Origin of the sequence: Kitasatospora sp. NPDC057015, from assembly GCF_042673745.1 — a bacterium.
In the GTDB taxonomy this organism is placed as follows: Bacteria; Actinomycetota; Actinomycetes; order Streptomycetales; family Streptomycetaceae; genus Kitasatospora.
Genome location: NZ_JBHUSG010000050.1, coordinates 1 through 22,575 on the forward strand (window position 1 = coordinate 1; position 22,575 = coordinate 22,575).

A 22,575-nucleotide genomic window follows, 5' to 3' on the forward strand; every position below is an offset into this window, starting at 1 on the left:
GCAGGTCGACGCCGCGGCAGAGCGCGACCCCGTGGTCGCGGTAGCTCGGGAAGACGTGGTCGTCGGCGCGCAGCGCGCGGGCCGAGCCGCCCTGGCCGCGGAGCGGGCCGCGTCCGGCTACTCCCAGCGGAAGAACCGCGCCGCCGCCGTGAGCCCCAGGACGGACCACACGCCCAGGACGCCCAGGTCGCCCCAGGGCACCCCGCCGCCGTGCTGGAGGACGGACCGCAGGCCGTCCGAGAGGGCGTTGATCGGGAGGAGTTCCAGGGCCTGCCGGACGCCGGCGGGGAACTTCGAGAGCGGGACGATCACGCCGCCGGCCAGCAGCAGCAGGATGAAGACCAGGTTGGCGGCGGCCAGGGTGGCTTCGGCACGCAGGGTGCCGGCCATCAGCAGGCCGAGGCCGGAGAAGGCGGCGGTGCCGAGGACGAGCAGGGCGGCGACGCCGAGTGCCCCCTGCGGGGTGGCGAGCCCGTGCGGGGACCAGCCGAGGGCCAGGGCGACGGCGGAGAGCAGGGCGACCTGGAGGGCCTCGGTCACCAGGACGCAGCCGGTCTTGGCGGTGAGCAGGCCCCAGCGGGGGAGCGGGCTGGCGCCGAGCCGCTTGAGGACGCCGTAGCGGCGTTCGAAGCCGGTGGCGATGGCCTGGCCGGTGAAGGCGGTGGACATCACGGCGAGGGCGAGCAGGCCGGGGGCGAGGAAGTCCACCCGCTTGCCGGGGCCGTCGACGGCGACGATGTCGACGGCGCTGAACAGGACCAGCAGGACGGTCGGGATGACGACCGTCAGCAGCAGCTGCTCGCCGTTGCGCAGCAGCATCCTCGTCTCGAAGGCGGTCTGGGCGAGCACCATCCGGGCGACGGGGGCGCCGCCGGGCCGGGGGGTGTAGTCGGTCCGGGGGGCGCGGTCGGTCGGGAGCGGCCGGGTGGTCTGGTCGGTCACGAGCGGAGGTCCCGTCCGGTCAGGTCGAGGAAGACGTCTTCGAGGCTGCGGCGCTGCACCGTCAGCCGTTCGGGCAGGATGCCGCAGGCCGCGCACCAGGTGGTGACGGTGGCGAGCAGCTGGGGGTCCACCGCGGCGTCGACGCGGTAGCTGCCGGGGGCGGTTTCGGCGACGGCGGCGCCGTCCGGGAGGACCTTGAGCAGCGAGCCGAGGTCGAGGCCGGCGGGGCCGTCGAAGCGCAGGCTGTCCTCGGCGCCGCCGCGGCAGAGCTGGTCGGGGGTGCCGGTGGCGATGACCTTGCCGCGGTCGACGATGGCGACCTGGTCGGCGAGCTGTTCGGCCTCGTCCATGTGGTGGGTGGTGACGATCACCGTCACGCCGTCCCGGCGCAGGTCGCGGACGAGGTCCCAGGTGGCGCGGCGGGCCTGCGGATCGAGGCCGGCGGTGGGCTCGTCCAGGAAGACGAGCTCGGGGCGGCCGACCACGGCCATGGCGAGGGCGAGGCGCTGCTGCTGGCCGCCGGAGAGCCGGCGGTAGGTGGTGCGGCCGCAGGAGCCGAGGCCGAGGCGTTCGACGAGCTCGGGGACGTCGAGCGGGTCGGCGTGCAGTCTGGCGGTGTGCCGGAGCATCTCGACGGCGCGGGCGCCGGCGTACACGCCGCCGGACTGGAGCATCACGCCGATCCGGGGCCGCAGCGCGGCGCCCTGGGCGACCGGGTCGAGGCCGAGCACGCGGACGGTGCCGGCGTCGGGGCGGCGGTAGCCCTCGCAGGTCTCCACGGTGGTGGACTTGCCGGCGCCGTTGGGGCCGAGCACCGCGGTGATGCCGCCGCGTTCGACGACGAGGTCGAGGCCGTCCACCGCGGTCTTGTCGCCGTAGCGCTTGACCAGCCCGGCGATCTCGACTGCGGGTTGTGGACGGTCGGGGTCTGCGTGCATACCGGCGAGTCTAGGAGGCCCTCGCACGACGTCCGCACGGCACCTCCGTGATCGTTTTCGCAGGTCAGGTAAGGCTTACCTGCGTGACAGATGCCACGGGTGAGGCGTGGGTCACGGCTTGTCCTTCCGGAAGGAATTACGCAACACTGGTGTTGTGAAAAACATGCGGGAGCGGAACCAGCAGCAGGAGGCCGAGTCGGCCCCCGGCTGTGCCGTGCCCGAAACCGCGGCAGAGGTGCTGCTGGAGGGCCACCGGGCCACCCGTGACCGGGTCGCCCGTTCGATCCTCGACCACGGCCCCTCCTCCGCCGCAGACCTGGCCGGCCGGCTCGGCCTCACCGCCGCAGCCGTTCGGCGTCACCTGGACGGCCTGACCGCCGCCGGCCTGGTCGAGTCCCGCGAGCAGCGGGTCTACGGCAGCCGGGGCCGGGGCCGCCCGGCCAAGGTCTTCGGTCTCACCGAGTCCGGCCGGGACGCCTTCTACCAGGCGTACGACCAGTTGGCCGCCGACGCACTGCGCTGGATCTCCGACGCGGTGGGCGGCGGCAAGGCGGGCGAGGAGGCGGTTGCCGCCTTCGCCCGGGCCCGCTTCGGCAAGCAGGGCGAGAAGTACCTCGGAGCGCTGGATCAGGTCCCGACCGACCAGCGCGCGGAGGCACTCGCCGAGGCCCTGAGTGCCGACGGGTACGCTGCCACCGTGCGGCGGGTGCCGTCCGCGACGGCCTCGAACGCCCCGGCGGGCGCGCAGCTCTGCCAGCACCACTGCCCGGTCGCGCACATCGCCGAGCAGTTCCCCCAGCTCTGCGAGGCGGAGACCGAGTTCTTCTCCCAGCTCCTGGGCACCCATGTGCAACGGCTGGCCACGATCGCCCACGGCGACGGGGTCTGCACCACCTATGTGCCGGCATCCGGTGCCGCATCGTCGTCCGCGAAGCCGCGGACGCCCGGTGCAGTGCCGACTGCCGGTACGCCACTCACTGATCCGGAACCTGCGTCCGCGCGGAGGAACCTCGCATGACTGACATCGTTTCGCACCCGGAGCTCGAAGGCCTGGGCACCTACGAGTACGGCTGGTCGGACCCGGACGCGGCAGGTGCCGCGGCCAAGCGCGGCCTCAGCGAAGAGGTCGTGCGCGACATCTCCTCGAAGAAGTCCGAGTCCGAGTGGATGCTGAACCTGCGCCTCAAGGGCCTGAAGCTCTTCGGCAAGAAGCCCATGCCGACCTGGGGCTCCGACCTCACCGGCATCGACTTCGACAACATCAAGTACTTCGTGCGTTCGACCGAGAAGCAGGCGGAGTCCTGGGAGGACCTGCCCGCCGACATCAAGGCGACGTACGACAAGCTGGGCATCCCGGAGGCGGAGAAGCAGCGCCTGGTCGCCGGTGTCGCCGCGCAGTACGAGTCCGAGGTGGTCTACCACCAGATCAACGAGGAGCTCGAAGCTCAGGGCGTGATCTTCATGGACACGGACACCGCGCTCAAGGAGCACCCGGAGATCTTCGAGGAGTACTTCGGCACGGTCATCCCGGCCGGCGACAACAAGTTCGCCGCGCTGAACACGGCCGTGTGGTCCGGCGGATCCTTCATCTACGTCCCCAAGGGCGTCCACGTGGAGATCCCGCTGCAGGCCTACTTCCGGATCAACACCGAGAACATGGGCCAGTTCGAGCGGACGCTGATCATCGTCGACGAGGACGCCTACGTCCACTACGTCGAGGGCTGCACCGCGCCGATCTACTCCTCGGACTCGCTGCACAGCGCCGTGGTCGAGATCATCGTCAAGAAGGGCGGCCGCTGCCGCTACACGACGATCCAGAACTGGTCGAACAACGTCTACAACCTGGTCACCAAGCGCGCCGTGGCGTACGAGGGCGCGACCATGGAGTGGATCGACGGCAACATCGGTTCCAAGGTCACCATGAAGTACCCGGCCGTCTACCTGATGGGCGAGCACGCCAAGGGCGAGACGCTGTCGATCGCCTTCGCGGGCGAGGGCCAGCACCAGGACGCCGGCGCCAAGATGGTGCACATGGCGCCGAACACCTCCTCGAACATCGTCTCCAAGTCGGTGGCGCGTGGCGGTGGCCGCACTTCCTACCGCGGTCTGATCGAGATCGGCGAGGGCTCCAAGGGCGCCAAGTCCAACGTGCTCTGCGACGCGCTGCTGGTGGACACCATCTCCCGCTCGGACACCTACCCGTACGTGGACGTCCGCGAGGACGACGTGTCGATGGGCCACGAGGCGACCGTCTCCAAGGTCAGCGAGGACCAGCTCTTCTACCTGATGAGCCGGGGCATGACCGAGTTCGAGGCGATGGCGATGATCGTCCGCGGCTTCGTCGAGCCGATCGCGCGGGAGCTCCCGATGGAGTACGCGCTGGAGCTGAACCGGCTGATCGAGCTGCAGATGGAGGGCTCCGTCGGCTGATCCAGGCCGCACGCAGTCCAGACCGGAACTTTCAGGAAGAGAGCACTACGACAGCCATGGCTGACGTCAACAACAGCACCGGCTCGACCACCGCCGGGTCCATCGAGGTCGGCACCGCCGGCGCCGGCGAGCAGCTGGCCGGCCCGGGCACGGGCCGCGCGAGCGTCCAGCAGCCGATCGACGCCCGCGTCGCGGTCAAGCCCTCGTACGACGTGAACGACTTCCCGGTGCCCACCGGCCGCGAGGAGGACTGGCGGTTCACCCCGCTGCACCGCCTGGGCGGACTGCACGACGGCACCGCCGCCGCCAACGCCACGGGCGTGGACAAGGTCGAGCTGGCCCTGCCGGACGGCGTCACCGCCGAGACCGTGGGCCGCGACGACGAGCGCCTCGGCCGGGCCGGCAAGCCGGTCGACCGGGTCGCCGCGCAGGCCTACAGCTCCTTCGAGCAGGCGCTGGTCGTCACCGTCCCCCGGGACGCGGTGCTCACCGGGCCGGTGAAGATCGACGTGCACGGCGAGGGCGGCACCCGCTTCGCCCACGTGGTGATCGACGTCAAGCCGTTCGCCGAGGCCGTCGTGGTGATCAACCACACCGGCACCGGCACCCGGGCCGCCAACGTCGAGCTGCTGGTGGGCGACGGCGCCAAGCTGACCTTCGTCTCCGTCCAGGACTGGGACCGCGACGCGGTGCACACCGCGCAGCAGACCGCCCTGGTGGGCCGGGACGCCTCGCTCAAGTCCGTGGTGGTGACCTTCGGCGGCGACGTCGTCCGGATCCACCCGCGGGTGACCTACGCCGCCACCGGCGGCGAGGCCGAGCTGTTCGGCCTGTACTTCGCGGACGCCGGCCAGCACCTGGAGCACCGTCTGGTCATCGACCACGACACCCCGCACTGCCGCTCCAACGTGGTCTACAAGGGCGCCCTGCAGGGCAAGGACGCGCACGCGGTCTGGGTCGGCGACGTGCTGATCCGCGCCGCCGCCGAGGGCACCGACACCTACGAGCACAACCGCAACCTGGTGCTCACCGACGGCGCCCGGGTCGACTCGATCCCCAACCTGGAGATCGAGACCGGCGAGATCGTCGGCGCCGGCCACGCCTCGGCGACCGGTCGCTTCGACGACGAGCAGCTGTTCTACCTGCAGGCCCGTGGCATCCCGGCCGAGGAGGCCCGCCGCCTGGTGGTCCGCGGCTTCTTCGCCGAGCTGGTCCAGCAGATCGGTGTCGCCGAGATCCAGGAGCACCTCCTGGAGAAGATCGAGGCCGAGCTGGAAGCGAACGTCTGATGAGCTTTCTCCGCGCCTGCTCGCTCAGCGACCTGGCCGAGGACGAGCCCAAGCGTGTGGACCTCAACGGTGTCCCGGTCGCTCTGGTCCGTACCGAGGGCGAGGTGTTCGCGATCAACGACATCTGCTCGCACGCGAACGTGTCGCTCTCCGAGGGCGAGGTCGAGGACTGCATGATCGAGTGCTGGCTGCACGGCTCCAGCTTCGACCTGCGCTCCGGCAAGCCCTCGGGCCTGCCCGCCACCAAGCCGGTCCCTGTCTACCCCGTAAAGATCGAAGGGGACGATGTGCTCGTCTCCGTCAACCAGGAGTCCTGAGTCCCCATGGCAACGCTTGAAATCCGTGACCTGCACGTCTCCGTCGAGGCCGAGAACGGCCCGCGCGAGATCCTCCGCGGCGTCGACCTCACCGTGAAGCAGGGCGAGACCCACGCGATCATGGGTCCGAACGGCTCCGGCAAGTCGACCCTGGCGTACTCGCTGGCCGGCCACCCGAAGTACACCGTCACCAGCGGCTCGGTGCTGCTGGACGGCGAGAACGTGCTCGACATGACCGTGGACGAGCGCGCCCGCGCCGGCGTCTTCCTGGCCATGCAGTACCCGGTCGAGGTCCCCGGCGTCTCGGTCTCCAACTTCCTGCGCACCGCCGCCACCGCCGTCCGCGGCGAGGCCCCCAAGCTGCGGCTGTGGGTCAAGGAGGTCAAGGAGGCGATGGCCGCCCTGCACATGGACCCGGCCTTCGCCGAGCGCAACGTGAACGAGGGCTTCTCCGGCGGCGAGAAGAAGCGCCACGAGATCCTCCAGCTGGAGCTGCTCAAGCCGAAGATCGCGATCCTCGACGAGACCGACTCCGGCCTGGACGTCGACGCGCTGCGCCAGGTGTCCGAGGGCATCAACCGGGTCGCCTCCTCCGGCGAGGTCGGCACCCTGCTGGTCACGCACTACACCCGCATCCTGAAGTACATCAAGCCCGACTACGTCCACGTCTTCTCGGCCGGCCGCATCGTCGAGTCCGGCGGCGCGGAGCTGGCCGACAAGCTGGAGAACGAGGGCTACGAGTCCTACGTGAAGGGTGGCGCTTCCGAGTGACAATCGATTCTGGCTCGGCGCGTGCGCTGACCGGTCCGCTGGCCGAGGCGCAGGAGTTCGGCGACGCGATCCGCAAGGACTTCCCGATCCTGCAGCGCGTGCTGCACGACGGCAAGCCGCTGGTCTACCTCGACAACGCGGCGACCTCGCAGAAGCCCCGGCAGGTGCTGGACGCGCTCAACGCCTACTACGAGCGGCACAACGCCAACGTGCACCGCGGCGTGCACGTGCTCGCCGAGGAGGCCACGGCGCTGTACGAGGGCGCGCGTGACAAGGTCGCGGCGTTCATCAACGCGCCGAGCCGGGACGAGGTGATCTTCACCAAGAACGCCTCGGAGTCGCTCAACCTGGTCGCCAACATGCTGGGCTGGGCGGACGAGCCGTACCGGGTCGACGCCGACGCCGAGATCGTCATCACCGAGATGGAGCACCACTCCAACATCGTTCCGTGGCAGCTGCTCTCGCAGCGCACCGGCGCGAAGCTGAAGTGGTTCGGCCTGACCGACGACGGCCGGCTCGACCTGTCGAACCTGGACGAGCTGATCAACGAGAAGACGAAGATCGTCTCGTTCACGCTGGTCTCCAACCTGATGGGCACCGTCAACCCGGTCGAGGCGATCGTCCGCCGCGCCCAGGCGGTCGGCGCCCTGGTGCTGATCGACGCCTCGCAGGCCGCCCCGCACATGGTGCTGGACGTCCAGGCGCTGGAGGCCGACTTCGTCGCCTTCACCGGCCACAAGATGCTGGGCCCGACCGGCATCGGCGTGCTCTGGGGCCGCCAGGAGCTGCTGGAGGACCTCCCGCCGTTCCTCGGCGGCGGCGAGATGATCGAGACCGTCACGATGGGCTCGTCCACCTACGCCCCGGCGCCGCACAAGTTCGAGGCGGGCACCCCGCCGATCGCCCAGGCGGTCGGGCTGGGCGCGGCCATCGACTACCTGTCGGCCATCGGCATGGACAGGATCGCCGCGCACGAGCACGCGATCACCGAGTACGCCGTCGAGCGGCTGCTGGAGATCCCGGACCTGCGCATCATCGGTCCGCGGACGGCGGTCGACCGCGGCGCCGCGATCTCCTTCGTGCTGGGCGACATCCACCCGCACGACGTCGGCCAGGTGCTGGACGAGCAGGGCATCGCCGTGCGCGTCGGGCACCACTGCGCCCGGCCGGTCTGCCTGCGGTACGGAATTCCGGCGACCACGCGGGCGTCGTTCTACCTGTACTCGACGCCGGCCGATGTCGATGCCCTCATCGACGGCCTGCACCACGTCCGGAACTTCTTCGGCTGAGGCATCGGAAGGGAGCCGCGGGCATGAAGCTCGACTCCATGTACCAGGAGATCATCCTGGACCACTACCGCAACCCCCACGGCAAGGGGCTGCGCGACGGCGACGCCGAGGTGCACCACGTCAACCCGACCTGCGGTGACGAGATCACCCTGCGGGTCCGGCTGGAGGGTTCCACGGTCGCGGACATCAGCTACGAGTCGCAGGGCTGCTCGATCAGCCAGGCCAGCGCCTCGGTGCTGAACGACCTGGTGGTCGGCAAGACCGTCGGCGAGGGCCAGCAGATCCAGGAGGCCTTCCTGGAGCTGATGCAGAGCAAGGGCCAGGGCGAGGGCGACGAGGAGGTGCTGGAGGACGCGGTCGCGTTCGCCGGCGTCTCCAAGTACCCGGCGCGGGTCAAGTGCGCGCTGCTGAGCTGGATGGCCTGGAAGGACGCCACCGCCCAGGCGCTCGCGCAGCACCCCGCCGTCAACGACTGAAGCAGCAGAGGAGGACACACGTATGAGCGACACCGAGACCAGCACGACGGCCCCGGACGCGGCCTCCCCGGCTGCCGAGGCCGTGCCCACCGAGGCCGTGTCGACCGAGGGTCCGACGGTCATCGTCGGCACCACCGCCGGCACCGTCTCCGTCGAGGACCTCACCGAGGCCCTGATGGACGTCGTCGACCCCGAGCTGGGGATCGACGTGGTCAACCTGGGTCTGATCTACGGCATCCACATCGACGAGTCCGATGTGGCCACCATCGACATGACGCTCACCTCGGCGGCCTGCCCGCTGACCGACGTCATCGAGGACCAGGCGAAGACCGCCACCGACGGCCTGGTCCAGGACCTGCGGATCAACTGGGTCTGGATGCCGCCGTGGGGCCCGGACAAGATCACCGACGACGGCCGCGACCAGCTTCGCGCGCTCGGCTTCAACGTCTGAGCACCGGCACTCGGCCTCACCACTGCCGCGCGGACCTCCGGGTCCGCGCGGCAGTGTCGTTCCCGGACGCCGCGCGGGCCCGACCCGCGAGCCGGCCGGTGCGGGCCGGACACCGAGGGGCCGGGCGCCGTGAAGGCGGCGGCCGGGGCGTCCTGAGGACACCCCGGCCGCCGGGAGGGTTCCGGGAGGGCGCCCGGGTCGCGTTTCGGCTGGATCCGCCGGAGGGGCCGCCCTACCGCCGGCCGGGCCGCAGCACGCCGACCGTGAGGGCCACGCAGGCCAGCGCCGCCACCGCCGCGAAGCCGCTGACGGCCGGCAGCAGGCCGTAGCGCTGGCTCAGCGCGCCGACCGCGACGATCGGCAGCGAGCTGCCGAGGTACACGATCACCCACAGGGTGCTCAGCTCACCGCCCCGCCGCTCCGGGTCCATCGCGGCCACCGCGCTGGTGAACAGCGAGCGGAAGGCCACCCCCTGACAGGCCCCGCCGAGCACGCTGCCGATGAACAGCAGCGCCGGCGTACCGGTGTACTGGGCGGTCACCACCAGCGCCAGGCCCGCTGCGAGCCCGCTCATGCCGAGGGCGATCACCAGCCGGTCCGAGGTGGGCGGCACCAGCAGCTGGACGGCGGCGGAGGAGCCGAGCAGCAGCGCCGCGACCACCGCGCCGGTCAGGTGCGAGCTGCTGTGCAGCAGCTTCGCCGAGAAGGCGGGCGCGAGGCTCAGGTAGACGCCGAAGACCGCGTACGAGACGAAGCCGGCGCCGGCGGCGAGCAGGAACTCGCGGCGGCCGCTCACCGGCAGTGCGAGCCGGCGCGGGCGCAGGTGCGCCGGTGTGGTGACCCGTGGCGGGGCGGCCGGCGGTCGCCGGCGGCCGGGCATCCGCGGGTGCACCAGGGCCAGCGGCACGCACAGCGCGAGCAGGGCGCACGCGTGCACCAGGAACGGCGTGAGCAGCGGGTTCGGGCCGCCCGACAGGGTGGCGCCGACGATCGGGCCCAGTGCCACGCCGCCCGCCGAGCAGGCCAGCGTGAGCTTGGCGGCCAGGGTGGGGTGGTCGGGCAGCAGGTCGCCGAGGGCCGCGCCGGCGGCGCCGGTGGACATGCCGACCGCGATGCCCTGGACGGCGCGGCCGGCGGCCAGCTGCCAGAAGCTCCCGGCGGTCGCGAAGATCGCGTCGCCGCCGGCGGCCAGCGCCACGGCGGGCAGGATCAGCGCGCGCCGCCCGAGCAGGTCGGACCAGTGGCCGACCGCGGCCAGCACCGGGACCAGTGCGAAGACGTACACGGTGAACAGGACCGTGGTGTCGAGCGCGGTCAGGCCGAGCCGGGACTGCAGGTAGGGGTAGATCGGGGTGGCCAGATTGGCGCCGATCAGCAGGAACAGCAGGGCGGCGGCGCAGAGGCCGACGCGGACGCCGCGGGCCGCGTTCCAGCGGCTGACGGCGGCGAGCTGGAGTTGCGTGCGTGGTGCGAGCTCCAGCGGGAGCAAGGCCTCCGAGAGCAGGCGTCCGCTGCGCCGGCGCCCGGGGAAGGGCGCGGAGGGCAGGCCGGAGCCGGCGGGGGAGAGGTCCGCCATGGCAGGGGTCTCCTGTGGCAAGGCGCCGCCACGGGTCGGCGGGGTGTGCCGATGCGCCCGTCCTGCGGCGCTGTGGTGTGGCCTCGGTGCGGGGCTCCCTGGCGGAGCGGGTGTGCGTGGGCCCCGTCGTCCGTGCCGGGCTTCGGGGTGGGGTGGGCTTCGTTGCCCGGGGGCGCGCGCGGGGTGTGCGCGGCGCTCGTCGAAGGATACGCGGTCGGCGTACGCTGCGGCGCGCGCCCCCGGAGGCGGGGCATCGGCGGTGCCCGACCGATACGCTGGGCTGATAGGCCGGTACGCGCAGCTGATGCTGGTGGACCGGTTGGCTGACAGGTCTCTGTAGGGAGAACGCGCACACCATGGCCGGACGACGTCGCAAGAATCCTGACAACCCGTCGGCGACCGGGCCCGGCGAGCGCCCTGCCGAGAGCCTGTTGCCGGCCGACTTCGCGCTGGAGGACCTGTACGGCGCCTTCGCCGCGCACGGGGCGGACGACGAGGACCTCGACGACGCGGCCGTCCTGGTGCCACCGGTCCGGCTCCCCCCGGAGGAGGAGCTGGTGGCCGAGGCGCTGGCCGTCCCGATGCTCGGATTCGCGGTGAAGCTGTCCCGCTGGACGGCCCCGCACCGGGCGGTGGACGAGTTCGGCGACCTGACCGAGGCGGACCGCGAGCCCGCCGCCCGGCTGCTGGGCCTGGCACCGGCCGAGGGCGAGGTGACCGAGGAGCAGGTGGTCGAGGCCATGCGGGCCTGGTCGCTGGCCTGTGACCTGGACCTGGTCGAGATCGGCACCACCGCGGCCGGCGAGCACGTGGCGATCCCCGGGCCGGACCTGGAGCCGGCCGAGCAGGGGGACGCGGAGACCGTCCTGGAGCTGTGGCTGACCGCCGCGGGCATCGTGCGCGAGCTGGCCGCGGAGGCCGACTCGCTGCCGGCCGAGGGCGAGGAGGAGGAAGAGGTCGAGGAGGGCTCGGAGGAGGACGAGGCCCGGCTGGCCGAGGTGGAGGAGTCCAGGGACGCCGCCGCCGAGCTGCTCGACGAGGCCCTCCAGGTGCTCTACGAGACCACCGCCTTCGCCGAGCCCGGCGGGGAGACCGTGCCGCTGGGCGTGCTGGCCGCGCTGCTGGTGGTGCCCGAGGGCGAGGAGCCGAGCGAGGAGCTGCTGGGCGACATCACCGACGTGATGGTCGCCCTCGACCCGATGCTCGGAGATCTCGCGGAGCTGGGCCTGCTCGCCTACCGCCCGATCGACCCGGAGCTGTTCGACGAGGAGGAGGACGGCCAGGCGCCGCCGGCGCCGGTCGACGAGCCGCTGGACGAGGAGGAGTCGGCCCGGTTCGGCCTGGTCCGGCTGACCCCGCTCGGGGTGTACGCCGTGCGCCAGTGGCTGCTGGAGGACGGTTACGACGCTCCGCTGGTGGGCGAGCTCGCCCAGGGGGACGCGGCCGAGCTGCTGAACGCGGTGGCCGAGGCGGGCAACGTGCTGCCCGAGGAGGAGATCCGCGAGTGGCTGGAGGGGCGCGAGCCCCTCGACGCGGCGCGCGACCTGCTGGTGGCGGCGCGCGGCACCGACACGTACGCCCCGTTGCGGCGGTTGCTCTGCCGGTTGGCGCTGGACCAGCTGGGCGCACCCGCCGAGCCCGCCGTCCGGGAGGTGCTGGACGACCCGGAGCTCGGCGGCGCCGCTCGGGCCTGGCTGGCCGCGGTGGGCGTCGAGGACGTGCCGGCCCCCGAGCGGCCGATGGCCCTCTGGACGGTGGTCGACACCTTCGCGGCCCACCTGCTCGACAGCGGCGGCGACGCCGGCACGCTGCGCGAGCTGGTCACCGGGCTGCCGGTCACGGACAACCCGGCCAGCTACTTCGGCGAGCTGTGGCGGGTCGACCACCCGAACACCGCCGACGTGCTGGACGCCGTGGGTGAGCTGCACCTGGACCGGCAGGTCGCCAAGGAGGCCAGGAAGGCCGCCTTCAAGGCCCGCTCGAAGAGCTGACCGCCCCGGCCGTCCGCCCGGGCGCCGGCCTGCGGCCCGCCGGCCCGCCGTCCGCCCGGGCGGCTCCGGCGGGCGCTACGGCAGGTCCAGCTGGCCCGACGCGGTGAACGGGAAGAACGGGTTGTGGGCGAGCTCCCACAGGTGGCCGTCGAGGTCCTCGAAGTACCCGGAGTAGCCGCCCCAGGTGGTGGCCGCGGGCGGCTTGACCACCGTGGCGCCGGCCTCCACCGCCACCGCGAGGGCGTCGTCCACCCGTGCGGGTGATTCCAGGTTCACCGCGAGGGTCACCCCCCGGAAGGACGGTTCGCCGGTGGCGGGGACACCCGCGTCGGCGGCCAGTTCCTCGTACGGGAAGAGGCCGAGCACCGAGTCCGCGGTGCGGAACCAGACGATCTCGGGGCTGGACTTGGACGAGCGCTGCCAGCCCAGCTGCTCGTAGAAGCGGGCGCTGCGTTCGAGGTCCGAGACGCCGAGGGTGACGATGCTGATGCGGGCCGGGAATTCCTGGGGTGCTGTCATGCCGCCAGCGTAGGCAGGATGACTGACAGGGCGTCGGGAACGCGGCCGGGGAGCCCCCGCGCCCGGGCGAACGAAGGAGCCGATGGCCCAGTGGGGCGGGTCGTCGTATCGTTGGGCCTCGTATCGTTGGCCGGACGGGGTGCGGACGGCGGCCGGGAGGCCGGCGGGTGCCGCGCAGGTGACGGGTGAGCACGGCGAGGACGCGGGGGTGCGGCGGAGCATGAAGAGGGAGAGCGGAGGCAGGGCCCAGGGCCCGGACGACGTCCACGCCGTCCAGGAGGAGCACACCCGCCGGACGGTCGCGGCGGCGGACTTCCCGGTGTACGGGGTGGCGCCGACCGCCTGCCCGGTCACCGCGCAGCAACTCGGCCGGGCGTACGCGGACGGGAGTGCGCCCCCGTACAGTGACGCGCTCGCCGCCTTCGAGTGCTCGAACGGCGAACTCCGCTGGGTGGAACTCCGCTCCGGTGACTGGACCTCGGCCGACGGCCCGTACGTGAGCGTGCGCACCTACCGGCCGGGCGCCGAACACCTCGTACCGCTACCGGAGTTGGAGGAGGTGGTCGAGGACGAGCGGGACCGGCTCTACGACCACCTCGGCATCGACGAGGGCGACGGCCCCGGCGTGGTCCGGGCGCTGCGGGAGTGGATCACCGTGGAGGGCGAGCCGCGGGCCCTGCAGATCCACGAGGACCGCCGCCCGGACGCCGTACCCGGCGCGGGCTTCGACCCGGGCCCGCTGCTCGCGATCGGGGCCGTCTGGTCCGGTCCGCTGCTGGAGACCGGCGCCGTCTGGGCGGGCCGGCTGCGGGTGGACGGGCTGACCGTCACGGTCTGCGGCCGGGGCGTGCCGCCCGGCGCGGTCGAGCTCACCCGGGTCGAGGACTTCGAGCGCTTCATCCTCGGCCGGACGGAGCTGATGCGCCGGCTGGCGACCCGGCAGGGCCTGCCCGTCCCGGTCGAGGAGCGCGAACTCGCCCCCGTCGCCGGGTTGGAGGCGCACCGGGCGCTGATCGAGCACACCGTCGCCGAGTCGCTCGCCATCGACGCCCACGTGCGTGCCCGGCGCACCCCGCGGCTGCCCCGCCGGCTGCGGGGGGAGGCCGGGCCGGTGCGCTGGGAGGCGGCCGTGCGCCAGCAGATGAGGCTCGCCTCGGAGACCCGGGAGGAGGCTTCCGAGGCGGTGGCGGCGATGGTCAACCAGCTCACCAGGCTGGTCCGGAACACCGACTGGGCGGCCGGCACGCCGGACGGGCGGGACGCCGTGGAGGAGGTCATCCGGTACACCGTCTTCGCCAGCGAGGTGCCCAGCCTGCCCGCCCAGCGGGCCTGGGAGCAGGTCTGGGCCACCGGGTCGGGCCGCTTCGGCGACGACGGACCGGCGGCCGGCGACGGCTCGGCGCGCCGGCTGGCCGAGCAGGTCTGGCTGTCCGCCTGGGAGCAGTGGCGGCTGGAGCGCAGCTTCCGCTGAGGCGTCAGACGGGCCCGCCGGGCGGCCGGGTGACCCGGTGGCAGGGTGACTCCGGCGTACGGCGGCCTGCCGCGATCCGCTGCCCGTCCCGTCCCGCTGCCGCTGCCGCCCGTCCCGCCCGTCCTGCCCGTCCCGCCCCCCGTCTTGCAAAGTGCAGGTCATGCATTCGGATACGGTCGGCAAATAACCACCCCGACGCGGTGTCGGATTCACCCGGGGTTCACTCGGAGAGCACAGTCTGCTGGGCGTCGACGTTCCTTCTCGACGCCAGCTCGCCGCGCACCGGCAAACCTCCGGGGCGGACGGCCAACCCTCAGGAGTGACTGCCATGTCGCTGTCCCGCCGGGACTTCGTCAACCGTTCCACCCTCGTCGGCGCCGGCGTGCTGATCGCCGGCAGCGCCGAGGCCCTGGCCACCGCGCCGGGTGCGATCGCGGCCCCGGTGGGCGGCGAGGCGCAGGCCGCCGAGACCGCCGACGCGGCCCGTGCCGCCGTCGGTTACGGCCCGCTGGTCGCCGACCCGGAGAACCTCCTGGCGCTGCCCAAGGGCTTCAAGTACAAGGTCGTCACCCGCGCCGGTGTGACCAAGCTCAAGACCGGCGAGTTCACGCCGAGCAACCACGACGGCACCTCCGCCTTCGAGGACGAGCGCGGCGGCAACCTGCTGGTCGTCAACCACGAGCTCGGCGGCGCCCGCGCCAACTGGCCGAACCCGGTGCCGCTGACCGAGGGTCACGTCTACGACCCGGGCGCGGCCGGCGGCTGCACCGTCGTGCACGCCAAGGCCGACGGCACGGTCGAGGAGTGGGTCGGCATCGCCGGCACCGCCACCAACTGCGCCGGTGGCGTGACCCCGTGGGGCACCTGGCTGAGCGGCGAGGAGACCGAGGACAAGGCCGGCAAGAACGGCTTCACCAAGGACCACGGCTACATCTTCGAGGTCGACCCCTTCGACGACGACTACAACCGCGACCCGCAGCCGGTGAAGGCCTTCGGCCGCTACGCGCACGAGGCCGTCGTGGTGGACCCGAAGCGCGGCCACGCCTACCTCACCGAGGACGCCTCGAACCCCAACGGTCTGCTGTTCCGCTGGACCCCGCCGGCCGGCTTCAAGCACGGCCGCTACAAGCTGCGCTCGCTCGCCGCCGACGCCGGCGTGCTGGAGGCCTTCAAGGTCTTCGACGCGCAGGGCAAGTTCATCGACGACCTGTCCCGCGCCACCAAGGTCGGCACCACGTACGGCGTGGACTGGGTCAAGGTCGAGGACCGCGACGCCAAGACCGTCTCCGTCCGCAAGCAGTTCAAGGACGGCGAGGTCACCCGCGCCCGCAAGCTGGAGGGCATGTGGTGGGGTGACGGCGGCTTCCACTTCGTCTCCAGCTTCGCCCGCTCGGAGAGCCCGCTGCAGCACGACGGCCAGGTCTGGTTCTACAACCCGGTCCGCCGCACCATCACGCTCAAGGTGCTGCTCGGCGTGAACACCGACGTGTTCGGCGACCACGACAACTACGACGGCCCGGACAACATCACCGTCTCGCCGTACGGCGGCATCGTGATCGCCGAGGACGGCGAGGGCGTCAGCCACCTGTTCGGCGCGACCGAGGACGGCCTGACCTACCCGATCGCCCGCAACGACCTGAACATCGGCACCGCCGAGAAGCCGGAGTTCAGCGAGTTCACCGGGGTGACCTTCTCGGACGACGGCAAGACGCTGTTCGCCAACATCCAGGTGCCGGGCATCCAGCTCGCCATCACGGGCCCGTGGCACCGGCTGAACGAGCACCACCGCGGCCAGGGCTACGGCGCCTGACCGCAGCGGTGAGCACGACGGCCCGCCGGGGGAGACCGCGGCGGGCCGTCGGCGTTCGCGGGGGAGCCGGGCCCGGCGGGCTCAGTCCTCCGCCGGCAGCCGCAGCTGGAGCATCGCGAGCAGCCGCTGCTGGGGCTGGGCCAGGTCGATGCCGGTCAGCTGCTCGGCCCGGCGCACCCGGTAGCGCAGGGTGTTGGGGTGGATGTGCAGCGCCTGGGCGGCCACCCGTACCTCGCCCAGCGCGTCGAGCCAGGCGAGGACGGACTCGGCGAGCCGGGTGCCGTGCCGGCGGTCGTAGTCGGTGAGCGCGGTCAGTCGGGGGTCGCGCAGGCCGGTGCGCTCCTGGAGCAGGGCGAGCATCTCGCTCACCAGGACCTGCGCCTGGACGTCGATCAGCGCCGCGACCTCCAGGTCGACCCCGCCGCGCCGCATGGCGTCCAGGATCCGGTCGGCCTGCGCCCGCGAGTCGGGCACGGCGGCCAGGCCGTCGACGGTGCTGCCGATCGCGGCCCGCAGCGGAACTCCGAGGTGGTCCCGGGCGGCCTCCACCACCTCCTGCGCCCAGCTGCGGACGGTCGACACCGGCAGGCCGGCCGGCAGGTCGGGGAGCAGGACGTAGACCCGGGACTCGACGGGGGCGAGCAGCGCGCCGCGGTGCCGGGCGGCGGTGTGCACCGAGATCAGGCCGGTCACCTCGGCGCGGGTCAGCTCCAGGTCGGAGCCCTCGGAGGGCGAGCCGGCGGCGTACGCGAGCACGGTGGCGGGGCGGCGCAGGTCGAGGCCCAGGTGGGTGGCGAGGGACTGCGGGCCGGTGGAGCCCTCCAGCAGGCCGGTGAGCAGGGTCTGGGTCAGCCGGACGTCGGCGGAGACCTCCCGGCGCCGGCGCACCAGTTGGGCGGCCGCGACCCGGGCGGCGCCGACCAGGGCCTGTTCGGCCAGCGGGGCGAGCGGCTGGGCGCCCTCCTGGACCCAGATGGTGCCGAGCGGCTGGGCGCCGGCCCGGATGCCGATCGCGAGCCGGCGGCGGATGCCGAGGTCGGGGTGCGGATCGACCGGGATCACCCCGTCGGAGGCGCGCAGCTGCTGGAAGACGCCCCACTCGCGGAGCTTGGCGAGGTAGGGCTCGGGGCCCTGGCGGCCGAGGATGGACAGCCGCCGCAGGTCGTCCACCTCGTCGGAGTCGGAGGAGCGGGAGTAGGCGAGGACGCGGCTGGAGGTGTCCTCGATGGAGACGATGCCGCCGGTGAGCACGGCGACGGTCTGGGCGAGGGAGTTGAGGTCGCCGGCGCCCTGCCCCTCGGGGTCGGGGGCGTCCGGGCCCGAGATGATCACCCGGGCGAGCGAGTCCAGGTGCTCCCAGCGGGTCTCGCGGCGCACGGAGAGCAGGGCGACGCCGGCCTCGGTGGCGGCCTCGCGCAGCGCGTCGGCCTGACCGGGGGCGTCGAGCTTCACGGCGACGGCGGCGGCCCGGGCGCGTCCGGCGGCGCGCAGGGCGGGCAGGGCGGCGCGGCCCCGGGCGCCGATCGCCAGGACGAGTTCGCCGGCGGCGGCGGTGGCCTGGTCCTCCGGGTCGAGGATCGCGACGTCCCGGACGGGGACGTCCAGCCCGGCGGGGGCGGCCTGCAGCTCCACCAGCGGTTCGCCCAGCGACATCAGCAGCTGGCGCAGCGTGATTCCGGTGCCGGGGGCGGGGGCCGGCACGGTCACCGGTTGGCCGCCGGGATCGTGACCGGGCCCGTGGCCGGGCTCGTGACCGGGGTCGCCGCGGGGCGGGCCGCCGGCCGGGGAGCGGGGTTCGTGGCCGGGCGGGCCGCCGGGCTTGCCGTCAGCGGTGCTCTGCGGGCACGCACCCGGGGCCTCCTTCGTCGGCTCGGACAATGCCGTACGGATGATTTTAGCCGCCCGGCCAATCAAGTGGGGTCGTCCGGCGGCATACCTTTCGGACTAGGCCGGTGCGCGACCCGCACCGGCGCCCCCCATGACCCGAAGGAGAGCGCGCGCCATGGATGCTGTGACCCAGGTCCCCGCGCCGGTGAACGAGCCGGTCCACAGCTACGCCCCCGGCAGCCCCGAACGGGCCCGCCTGGAGGCCAAGCTGAAGGAGCTGGGCGGCCAGGAGCCGGTCCAGCTGACCATGACGATCAACGGTGAGCGCCGGATGGGCGGCGGCGCCGAGATCCACGTCGTCCAGCCGCACAACCACGCGGCCAGGCTCGGCACCCTGCGCAACGCCACCACCGAGGACGCGCAGGACGCCATCGACACCGCCCTCGCCGCGGCCCCGGCCTGGCAGGCGCTCTCCTTCGACTCCCGCGCCGCGATCTTCCTCAAGGCCGCCGACCTGCTGGCCGGCCCCTGGCGCGAGACGCTGGCCGCCGCCACCATGCTCGGCCAGTCGAAGACCGCCCAGCAGGCCGAGATCGACACTCCCTGCGAGCTGGTCGACTTCCTGCGCTTCAACGTGCACTTCGCCCGCCAGATCCTGGCCGAGCAGCCGATCTCCTCGGACGGCGTGTGGAACCGCAGCGACCACCGCCCGCTGGAGGGCTTCGTCTACGCGATCACGCCGTTCAACTTCACCGCCATCGCCGGCAACCTGCCGACCGCGCCGGCGCTGATGGGCAACGTGGTGCTCTGGAAGCCCTCCCCGACGCAGCAGTTCTCCGCGCACCTGCTGATGCAGCTGCTGGAGGCGGCGGGCCTGCCCAAGGGCGTCATCAACATGGTGACCGGCGACGGCCTTGCCGTCTCCGAGGTCGCCCTCAAGCACCCCGCGCTGGCCGGCATCCACTTCACCGGCTCCACCGCGACCTTCCAGCACCTGTGGCGCGAGGTCGGCAACAACATCGCCGGCTACCGCACCTACCCGCGGATCGTCGGCGAGACCGGCGGCAAGGACTTCCTGGTCGCGCACCCCTCCGCGCACCCGGACGTGCTGCGCACCGCGATGACCCGCGGCGCCTTCGAGTTCCAGGGCCAGAAGTGTTCCGCGCTCTCCCGCGCCTACGTCCCCGCCTCCCTCTGGGCCGGCCTGAAGGACGAGTTCCGCGCCGAGGTCGAGGGCCTGACCATGGGCGACGTCACCGACCTGTCGAACTTCATGAGCGCCGTCATCGACGACCGGGCGTTCGCCAAGAACAAGGCCGCGATCGACCGCGCCCAGACCGACCCCTCGGTCGAGGTGCTGGCCGGCGGCACGTACGACGACTCGGTGGGCTACTTCGTCCGTCCGACCGTACTGGTCTGCGCCGACCCGGCGGCGGAGTACTTCCGCGACGAGTACTTCGGCCCGATCCTCGCCGTCCACGTGTACGAGGACGAGAAGTACGACGAGATGCTCGCCCAGATGGAGTCCGCCTCCCCGTACGGCCTGACCGGCGCGATCATCGCCCAGGACCGCGCGGCCGCCCAGGACGCCATGCACAAGCTCCGCTTCGCGGCGGGCAACTTCTACATCAACGACAAGCCCACCGGCGCCGTCGTCGGCCAGCAGCCCTTCGGCGGCGGCCGGGCCTCCGGCACCAACGACAAGGCCGGCGCCAAGCAGAACCTCACGCGGTGGACCTCGACCCGCTCGGTCAAGGAGACCTTCGTCCCGCCGACGGACTACCGCTACCCGCACATGGGCTGATCCCCCCAAGACGAGGGGCGCCTCTCCCCCGTGCCGCCCCTCACCCGGGACGGCGGCCCAACCCCCCGGCCGCCGTCCCGGCCCCTCCGCCACCACTGAAGAACCAGTTCCAGGAGTACCGATGCTCCGTTCCGCCCTCCTCGCCGCCTCCCGCTCCCCGCAGGTGCGCACCGTCGTCGAGAAGTTCCCCCCGACCCACGCGATCGTCGAGCGCTTCGTCGCCGGCGAGCTGCTCGACGACGCGGTCACCGCCTGCGACGACCTGGTGGCCACCGGCCGCACGGTCACCCTGGACCACCTCGGTGAGGACACCAAGGACGCCGCCCAGGCCGCCGGCACCGCCGAGGCGTACGAGCACCTGCTGGCCGCCCTCAAGGACACCGGCCTCGCGGCCGGCGCCGAGGTGTCGGTCAAGCTCTCGGCGGTCGGTCAGTTCCTGCCGGTCGACGGCGAGAAGATCGCGCTGGAGAACGCCCGCCGGATCTGCGCGGCAGCCGCCGACGCCGGCACCACGGTCACCCTGGACATGGAGGACCACACCACCACGGACTCCACCCTGGCGATCGCCCGTGAGCTGCGCGCCGACTACCCGTGGCTCGGCGTGGTCCTGCAGGCCTACCTGCGGCGCACCGAGGCCGACTGCGAGGAGTTCGCGGCCGAGGGTTCGCGGGTGCGGCTCTGCAAGGGCGCCTACAAGGAGCCCGAGTCGGTGGCCTTCCAGGGCAAGCGCGACGTCGACCTCGCGTACGTCCGCGCCCTCAAGGTCCTGATGGCGGGCCAGGGTTACCCGATGGTGGCCTCGCACGACCCCAACATGATCAAGATCGCCGGCCAGCTGGCCGAGTGGAACGGCCGCAAGCGCGACAGCTTCGAGTACCAGATGCTCTACGGCATCCGCCCCGAGGAGCAGCTGCGACTGGCCGCCGAGGGCAACACCATGCGGGTCTACCTCCCGTACGGCCAGGAGTGGTACGGATACTTCATGCGCCGGCTCGCCGAGCGCCCGGCCAACCTGACGTTCTTCCTGCGCGCGATGGCCACCCGGGGCTGAGGGCCCCGGCGGGTCCTCCTACCGGAACGGCCTGGTGTCCGGCTCGAACCCGAACGGGTCGGGCAGGGCCGGCGGTTGCCCGAACGGGGCGAGATGCACTTCGGTGTACTCGTCCCGTTGCCGCTTTCCGAAGACGCTGACCTGCGACTTGTCGCGGTCGATCAGCAGGTACGCCGGAATCCCGGCGCGGGCGTAGCGGTGCCGCTTGGCGATCCGGTCCTGATCGGGCCGGCCGGAGGTCACCTCCGCGACCGTACCCGGTGCTCCGTCACCCGATCGAGGAAGGCTGCGGGCCGCCGTTGACGCCCGTCAGGTACCGGCCGCGAAGCGTACGAAGGCGGTCCAGGCGTCGGGGCTGAAGCCGAGCCGGGGGCCGCCGCGGTCCTTGGAGTCGCGCACGTGGACGGTGGCGGTGGTCAGGGCGACCTCGACGCACTCGCCGCCCTCGTTGCTGCTGTGGCTGCTCTTGAACCAGGTGAGCCCGTCGACTGTACGCGCGGCTTCCTCGGTGCTCATCGTTCTCCCAGCGTCTTCTCGATCAGGGCCAGGGACTCGGGCGGGGTCAGGGCCTGTGCCCTGAGGCTTCCGTAACGTGCAGCCAGGATACGGACTTCCTCCGAATCCGTGCAGAGCCGACTGACGTTCTGTACTTCCACGTAGCCGACCTGCGGCCTGGCCTTCGGCGTCAGCAGGGTGAACGGGCCGCCCAGCCCGGCGTGTTCGGCGCGGTCCAGTGGCATCACCTGGAGTTCCATGCTGCGCAGTGCACCGAGTCGGAGCAGCTGCTCCAACTGTCGCCGATGCACGTCCCAGCCGCCGATCGGTCGCCTCAACACCGCTTCCTCGATGATGCATGTCACCAGTGGGGTCGGCCAGTGCGTCAGGATCTCCTGCCGTGCCAGGCGGGCGACCACCCTTTCCTCGATGACCTGTTCGGCAAGGAGCGGCTTGCGCATCGCGTAAAGCGCTCTGGCATGAGACTCGGTCTGCAGAAGCCCGGGGACGTTGTGCGTGCTGTAGAAGTGCAGCTCCACCGCCTCCGCCTCCAGCCGCGCGTAGTCCCGGAACCACGCCGGGTGCCGTACCCGGGCCTTGGCCTTGGCCTTCGCCAGGTCCTCCTTCGCGGCCTTCAACAGGCCGACGGCGCCGAGGAGTTCGTCCGCCGCGTCCAGGAACTCCGGCTGCGGGGTGCGCCGTCCGCGCTCCAGCGAGGAGATCTGGTCCTCGCCGTAGCCGAGCCGGTCGCCGAGTTCCTTCTGGGTCAGTCCGGCGCGCTCGCGCAGCAGCTTGACCTGCTTGCCGATCGCCCGGAAGAAGTCCGTGGCGCCGTCCGGGTCGTCCGGCGGCTCCGGCCGTTGCTCCCCGAGGAGCGGCTGGGGGATGCCCGTCGCCCGTCCTACGTCGTCCTGACCGACAACTGCCATCGTCGCCACCACCCGTGTACCCGCCCGACCCGGCCTTCGACGGCCGCCCGGCGTGCCCGCGCAGACACGTTCGGTAGCGGCTCGTGATCAGCCTAGGACGCCTCGATCGGCTCCGGAGGCGGAATGTCCGGAAGTCACCGCTCCGGAGGGCGTGGCGCAGCCTCCGGGTTCCGCCCGGCGTGACACCGGTGGCGTCCGG

Annotated in this window: 20 protein-coding genes and 1 pseudogene; 13 read left to right on the forward strand and 8 right to left on the reverse strand. The window is 72.4% G+C overall.

Annotated elements, in window-relative coordinates; genetic code table 11:
• Positions 1-117: 117 nt before the first annotated feature.
• Together ACFTWP_RS33480 and ACFTWP_RS33485 are read right to left on the reverse strand one after the other, a co-directional pair.
• A complete protein-coding gene (locus tag ACFTWP_RS33480) occupies positions 118-852 on the reverse strand; it encodes an ABC transporter permease (RefSeq protein ID WP_380268814.1) in 735 nt (244 codons plus the stop codon).
• An 86-nt stretch (positions 853-938) separates the two neighbouring features.
• A complete protein-coding gene (locus tag ACFTWP_RS33485) occupies positions 939-1,880 on the reverse strand; it encodes an ABC transporter ATP-binding protein (protein ID WP_380268752.1) in 942 nt (313 codons plus the stop codon).
• 163 nt (positions 1,881-2,043) lie between these two features.
• Here ACFTWP_RS33485 and ACFTWP_RS33490 point away from each other — a divergent pair, with 163 nt between their 5' ends.
• The 8 genes from ACFTWP_RS33490 (at position 2,044) to ACFTWP_RS33525 (ending at position 8,903) form a co-directional block, all read left to right on the forward strand.
• On the forward strand, positions 2,044-2,898 hold the full coding sequence (locus ACFTWP_RS33490; protein ID WP_380268815.1) for a helix-turn-helix transcriptional regulator: 855 nt from the start codon (positions 2,044-2,046) through the stop codon (positions 2,896-2,898).
• Complete coding sequence (gene sufB, locus ACFTWP_RS33495; protein WP_191289905.1) at positions 2,895-4,310, forward strand: Fe-S cluster assembly protein SufB; 1,416 nt, start codon at positions 2,895-2,897, stop codon at positions 4,308-4,310. Before ACFTWP_RS33490 ends, sufB begins: the two co-directional genes overlap by 4 nt.
• A gap of 56 nt (positions 4,311-4,366) precedes the next feature.
• Positions 4,367-5,599 (forward strand): Fe-S cluster assembly protein SufD, encoded by a 1,233-nt coding sequence (sufD, locus tag ACFTWP_RS33500; protein ID WP_380268754.1) that lies wholly within the window; start codon positions 4,367-4,369, stop codon positions 5,597-5,599.
• Positions 5,599-5,916, forward strand: coding sequence for a bifunctional 3-phenylpropionate/cinnamic acid dioxygenase ferredoxin subunit (locus ACFTWP_RS33505; RefSeq protein ID WP_380268755.1), 318 nt, complete (start codon positions 5,599-5,601; stop codon positions 5,914-5,916). Before sufD ends, ACFTWP_RS33505 begins: the two co-directional genes overlap by 1 nt.
• A 6-nt stretch (positions 5,917-5,922) precedes the next feature.
• Complete coding sequence (sufC, locus tag ACFTWP_RS33510; protein WP_073928865.1) at positions 5,923-6,687, forward strand: Fe-S cluster assembly ATPase SufC; 765 nt, start codon at positions 5,923-5,925, stop codon at positions 6,685-6,687.
• A 38-nt stretch (positions 6,688-6,725) separates the two neighbouring features.
• On the forward strand, positions 6,726-7,976 hold the full coding sequence (locus tag ACFTWP_RS33515) for a cysteine desulfurase (RefSeq protein WP_380268816.1): 1,251 nt from the start codon (positions 6,726-6,728) through the stop codon (positions 7,974-7,976).
• 23 nt (positions 7,977-7,999) lie between these two features.
• Positions 8,000-8,452 (forward strand): Fe-S cluster assembly sulfur transfer protein SufU, encoded by a 453-nt coding sequence (gene sufU, locus ACFTWP_RS33520; protein WP_380268756.1) that lies wholly within the window; start codon positions 8,000-8,002, stop codon positions 8,450-8,452.
• Between the two features lie 121 nt (positions 8,453-8,573).
• Complete coding sequence (locus tag ACFTWP_RS33525; protein WP_031065274.1) at positions 8,574-8,903, forward strand: metal-sulfur cluster assembly factor; 330 nt, start codon at positions 8,574-8,576, stop codon at positions 8,901-8,903.
• A 232-nt stretch (positions 8,904-9,135) separates the two neighbouring features.
• On the opposite strand, the gene ACFTWP_RS33530 is transcribed toward ACFTWP_RS33525, so the two are convergent.
• Complete coding sequence (locus tag ACFTWP_RS33530) at positions 9,136-10,479, reverse strand: MFS transporter (RefSeq protein WP_380268757.1); 1,344 nt, start codon at positions 10,477-10,479, stop codon at positions 9,136-9,138.
• Between the two features lie 356 nt (positions 10,480-10,835).
• Between ACFTWP_RS33530 and ACFTWP_RS33535 the strand changes: the two genes are divergently transcribed.
• A complete protein-coding gene (locus ACFTWP_RS33535) occupies positions 10,836-12,470 on the forward strand; it encodes a hypothetical protein (protein ID WP_380268758.1) in 1,635 nt (544 codons plus the stop codon).
• Between the two features lie 75 nt (positions 12,471-12,545).
• On the opposite strand, the gene ACFTWP_RS33540 is transcribed toward ACFTWP_RS33535, so the two are convergent.
• Positions 12,546-12,989 (reverse strand): VOC family protein, encoded by a 444-nt coding sequence (locus tag ACFTWP_RS33540; protein WP_380268759.1) that lies wholly within the window; start codon positions 12,987-12,989, stop codon positions 12,546-12,548.
• Positions 12,990-13,209: 220 nt separating this feature from the next.
• On the opposite strand from ACFTWP_RS33540, the gene ACFTWP_RS33545 reads away from it, so the two are divergent.
• Both ACFTWP_RS33545 and ACFTWP_RS33550 read left to right on the forward strand, forming a co-directional pair.
• A complete protein-coding gene (locus ACFTWP_RS33545) occupies positions 13,210-14,460 on the forward strand; it encodes a hypothetical protein (RefSeq protein WP_380268760.1) in 1,251 nt (416 codons plus the stop codon).
• Positions 14,461-14,788: 328 nt separating this feature from the next.
• Positions 14,789-16,270, forward strand: a complete 1,482-nt coding sequence (locus ACFTWP_RS33550) for an alkaline phosphatase PhoX (RefSeq protein ID WP_380268761.1) — start codon at positions 14,789-14,791, stop codon at positions 16,268-16,270.
• Between the two features lie 81 nt (positions 16,271-16,351).
• On the opposite strand, the gene ACFTWP_RS33555 is transcribed toward ACFTWP_RS33550, so the two are convergent.
• Positions 16,352-18,148 carry a PucR family transcriptional regulator gene (locus ACFTWP_RS33555; RefSeq protein WP_380268762.1) on the reverse strand — a complete coding sequence of 599 codons (1,797 nt, stop codon included), beginning with the start codon at positions 18,146-18,148 and terminating at the stop codon, positions 16,352-16,354.
• A gap of 124 nt (positions 18,149-18,272) precedes the next feature.
• On the opposite strand from ACFTWP_RS33555, the gene pruA reads away from it, so the two are divergent.
• Positions 18,273-19,901, forward strand: coding sequence for an L-glutamate gamma-semialdehyde dehydrogenase (gene pruA / locus ACFTWP_RS33560; RefSeq protein WP_380268763.1), 1,629 nt, complete (start codon positions 18,273-18,275; stop codon positions 19,899-19,901).
• A gap of 121 nt (positions 19,902-20,022) precedes the next feature.
• On the forward strand, positions 20,023-20,952 hold the full coding sequence (locus tag ACFTWP_RS33565) for a proline dehydrogenase family protein (RefSeq protein ID WP_380268764.1): 930 nt from the start codon (positions 20,023-20,025) through the stop codon (positions 20,950-20,952).
• Between the two features lie 18 nt (positions 20,953-20,970).
• Here ACFTWP_RS33565 and ACFTWP_RS33570 read toward each other — a convergent pair.
• The 3 genes and pseudogenes from ACFTWP_RS33570 to ACFTWP_RS33580 all read right to left on the reverse strand — a co-directional run.
• Positions 20,971-21,216 (reverse strand): annotated as a pseudogene (locus tag ACFTWP_RS33570) (Uma2 family endonuclease); the annotation flags it as partial.
• Between the two features lie 45 nt (positions 21,217-21,261).
• Complete coding sequence (locus ACFTWP_RS33575; protein WP_380268765.1) at positions 21,262-21,468, reverse strand: DUF397 domain-containing protein; 207 nt, start codon at positions 21,466-21,468, stop codon at positions 21,262-21,264.
• The gene (locus ACFTWP_RS33580) at positions 21,465-22,376 is read right to left on the reverse strand and encodes a helix-turn-helix domain-containing protein (RefSeq protein WP_380268766.1); all 912 of its coding nucleotides are present in this window, start codon (positions 22,374-22,376) and stop codon (positions 21,465-21,467) included. Before ACFTWP_RS33580 ends, ACFTWP_RS33575 begins: the two co-directional genes overlap by 4 nt.
• Between the last annotated feature and the right edge of the window lie 199 nt (positions 22,377-22,575).

Bases quoted from the DNA above. Each gene is read 5' to 3' on its own strand.
- ACFTWP_RS33480 (WP_380268814.1), bottom strand. From the start codon at position 852: ATGGTGCTCGCCCAGACCGCCTTCGAGACGAGGATGCTGCTGCGCAAC.
- ACFTWP_RS33485 (WP_380268752.1), bottom strand. From the start codon at position 1,880: ATGCACGCAGACCCCGACCGTCCACAACCCGCAGTCGAGATCGCCGGG.
- ACFTWP_RS33490 (WP_380268815.1), top strand. From the start codon at position 2,044: ATGCGGGAGCGGAACCAGCAGCAGGAGGCCGAGTCGGCCCCCGGCTGT.
- sufB (WP_191289905.1), top strand. From the start codon at position 2,895: ATGACTGACATCGTTTCGCACCCGGAGCTCGAAGGCCTGGGCACCTAC.
- sufD (WP_380268754.1), top strand. From the start codon at position 4,367: ATGGCTGACGTCAACAACAGCACCGGCTCGACCACCGCCGGGTCCATC.
- ACFTWP_RS33505 (WP_380268755.1), top strand. From the start codon at position 5,599: ATGAGCTTTCTCCGCGCCTGCTCGCTCAGCGACCTGGCCGAGGACGAG.
- sufC (WP_073928865.1), top strand. From the start codon at position 5,923: ATGGCAACGCTTGAAATCCGTGACCTGCACGTCTCCGTCGAGGCCGAG.
- sufU (WP_380268756.1), top strand. From the start codon at position 8,000: ATGAAGCTCGACTCCATGTACCAGGAGATCATCCTGGACCACTACCGC.
- ACFTWP_RS33530 (WP_380268757.1), bottom strand. From the start codon at position 10,479: ATGGCGGACCTCTCCCCCGCCGGCTCCGGCCTGCCCTCCGCGCCCTTC.
- ACFTWP_RS33535 (WP_380268758.1), top strand. From the start codon at position 10,836: ATGGCCGGACGACGTCGCAAGAATCCTGACAACCCGTCGGCGACCGGG.
- ACFTWP_RS33540 (WP_380268759.1), bottom strand. From the start codon at position 12,989: ATGACAGCACCCCAGGAATTCCCGGCCCGCATCAGCATCGTCACCCTC.
- ACFTWP_RS33545 (WP_380268760.1), top strand. From the start codon at position 13,210: ATGAAGAGGGAGAGCGGAGGCAGGGCCCAGGGCCCGGACGACGTCCAC.
- ACFTWP_RS33550 (WP_380268761.1), top strand. From the start codon at position 14,789: ATGTCGCTGTCCCGCCGGGACTTCGTCAACCGTTCCACCCTCGTCGGC.
- pruA (WP_380268763.1), top strand. From the start codon at position 18,273: ATGGATGCTGTGACCCAGGTCCCCGCGCCGGTGAACGAGCCGGTCCAC.
- ACFTWP_RS33565 (WP_380268764.1), top strand. From the start codon at position 20,023: ATGCTCCGTTCCGCCCTCCTCGCCGCCTCCCGCTCCCCGCAGGTGCGC.
- ACFTWP_RS33575 (WP_380268765.1), bottom strand. From the start codon at position 21,468: ATGAGCACCGAGGAAGCCGCGCGTACAGTCGACGGGCTCACCTGGTTC.
- ACFTWP_RS33580 (WP_380268766.1), bottom strand. From the start codon at position 22,376: ATGGCAGTTGTCGGTCAGGACGACGTAGGACGGGCGACGGGCATCCCC.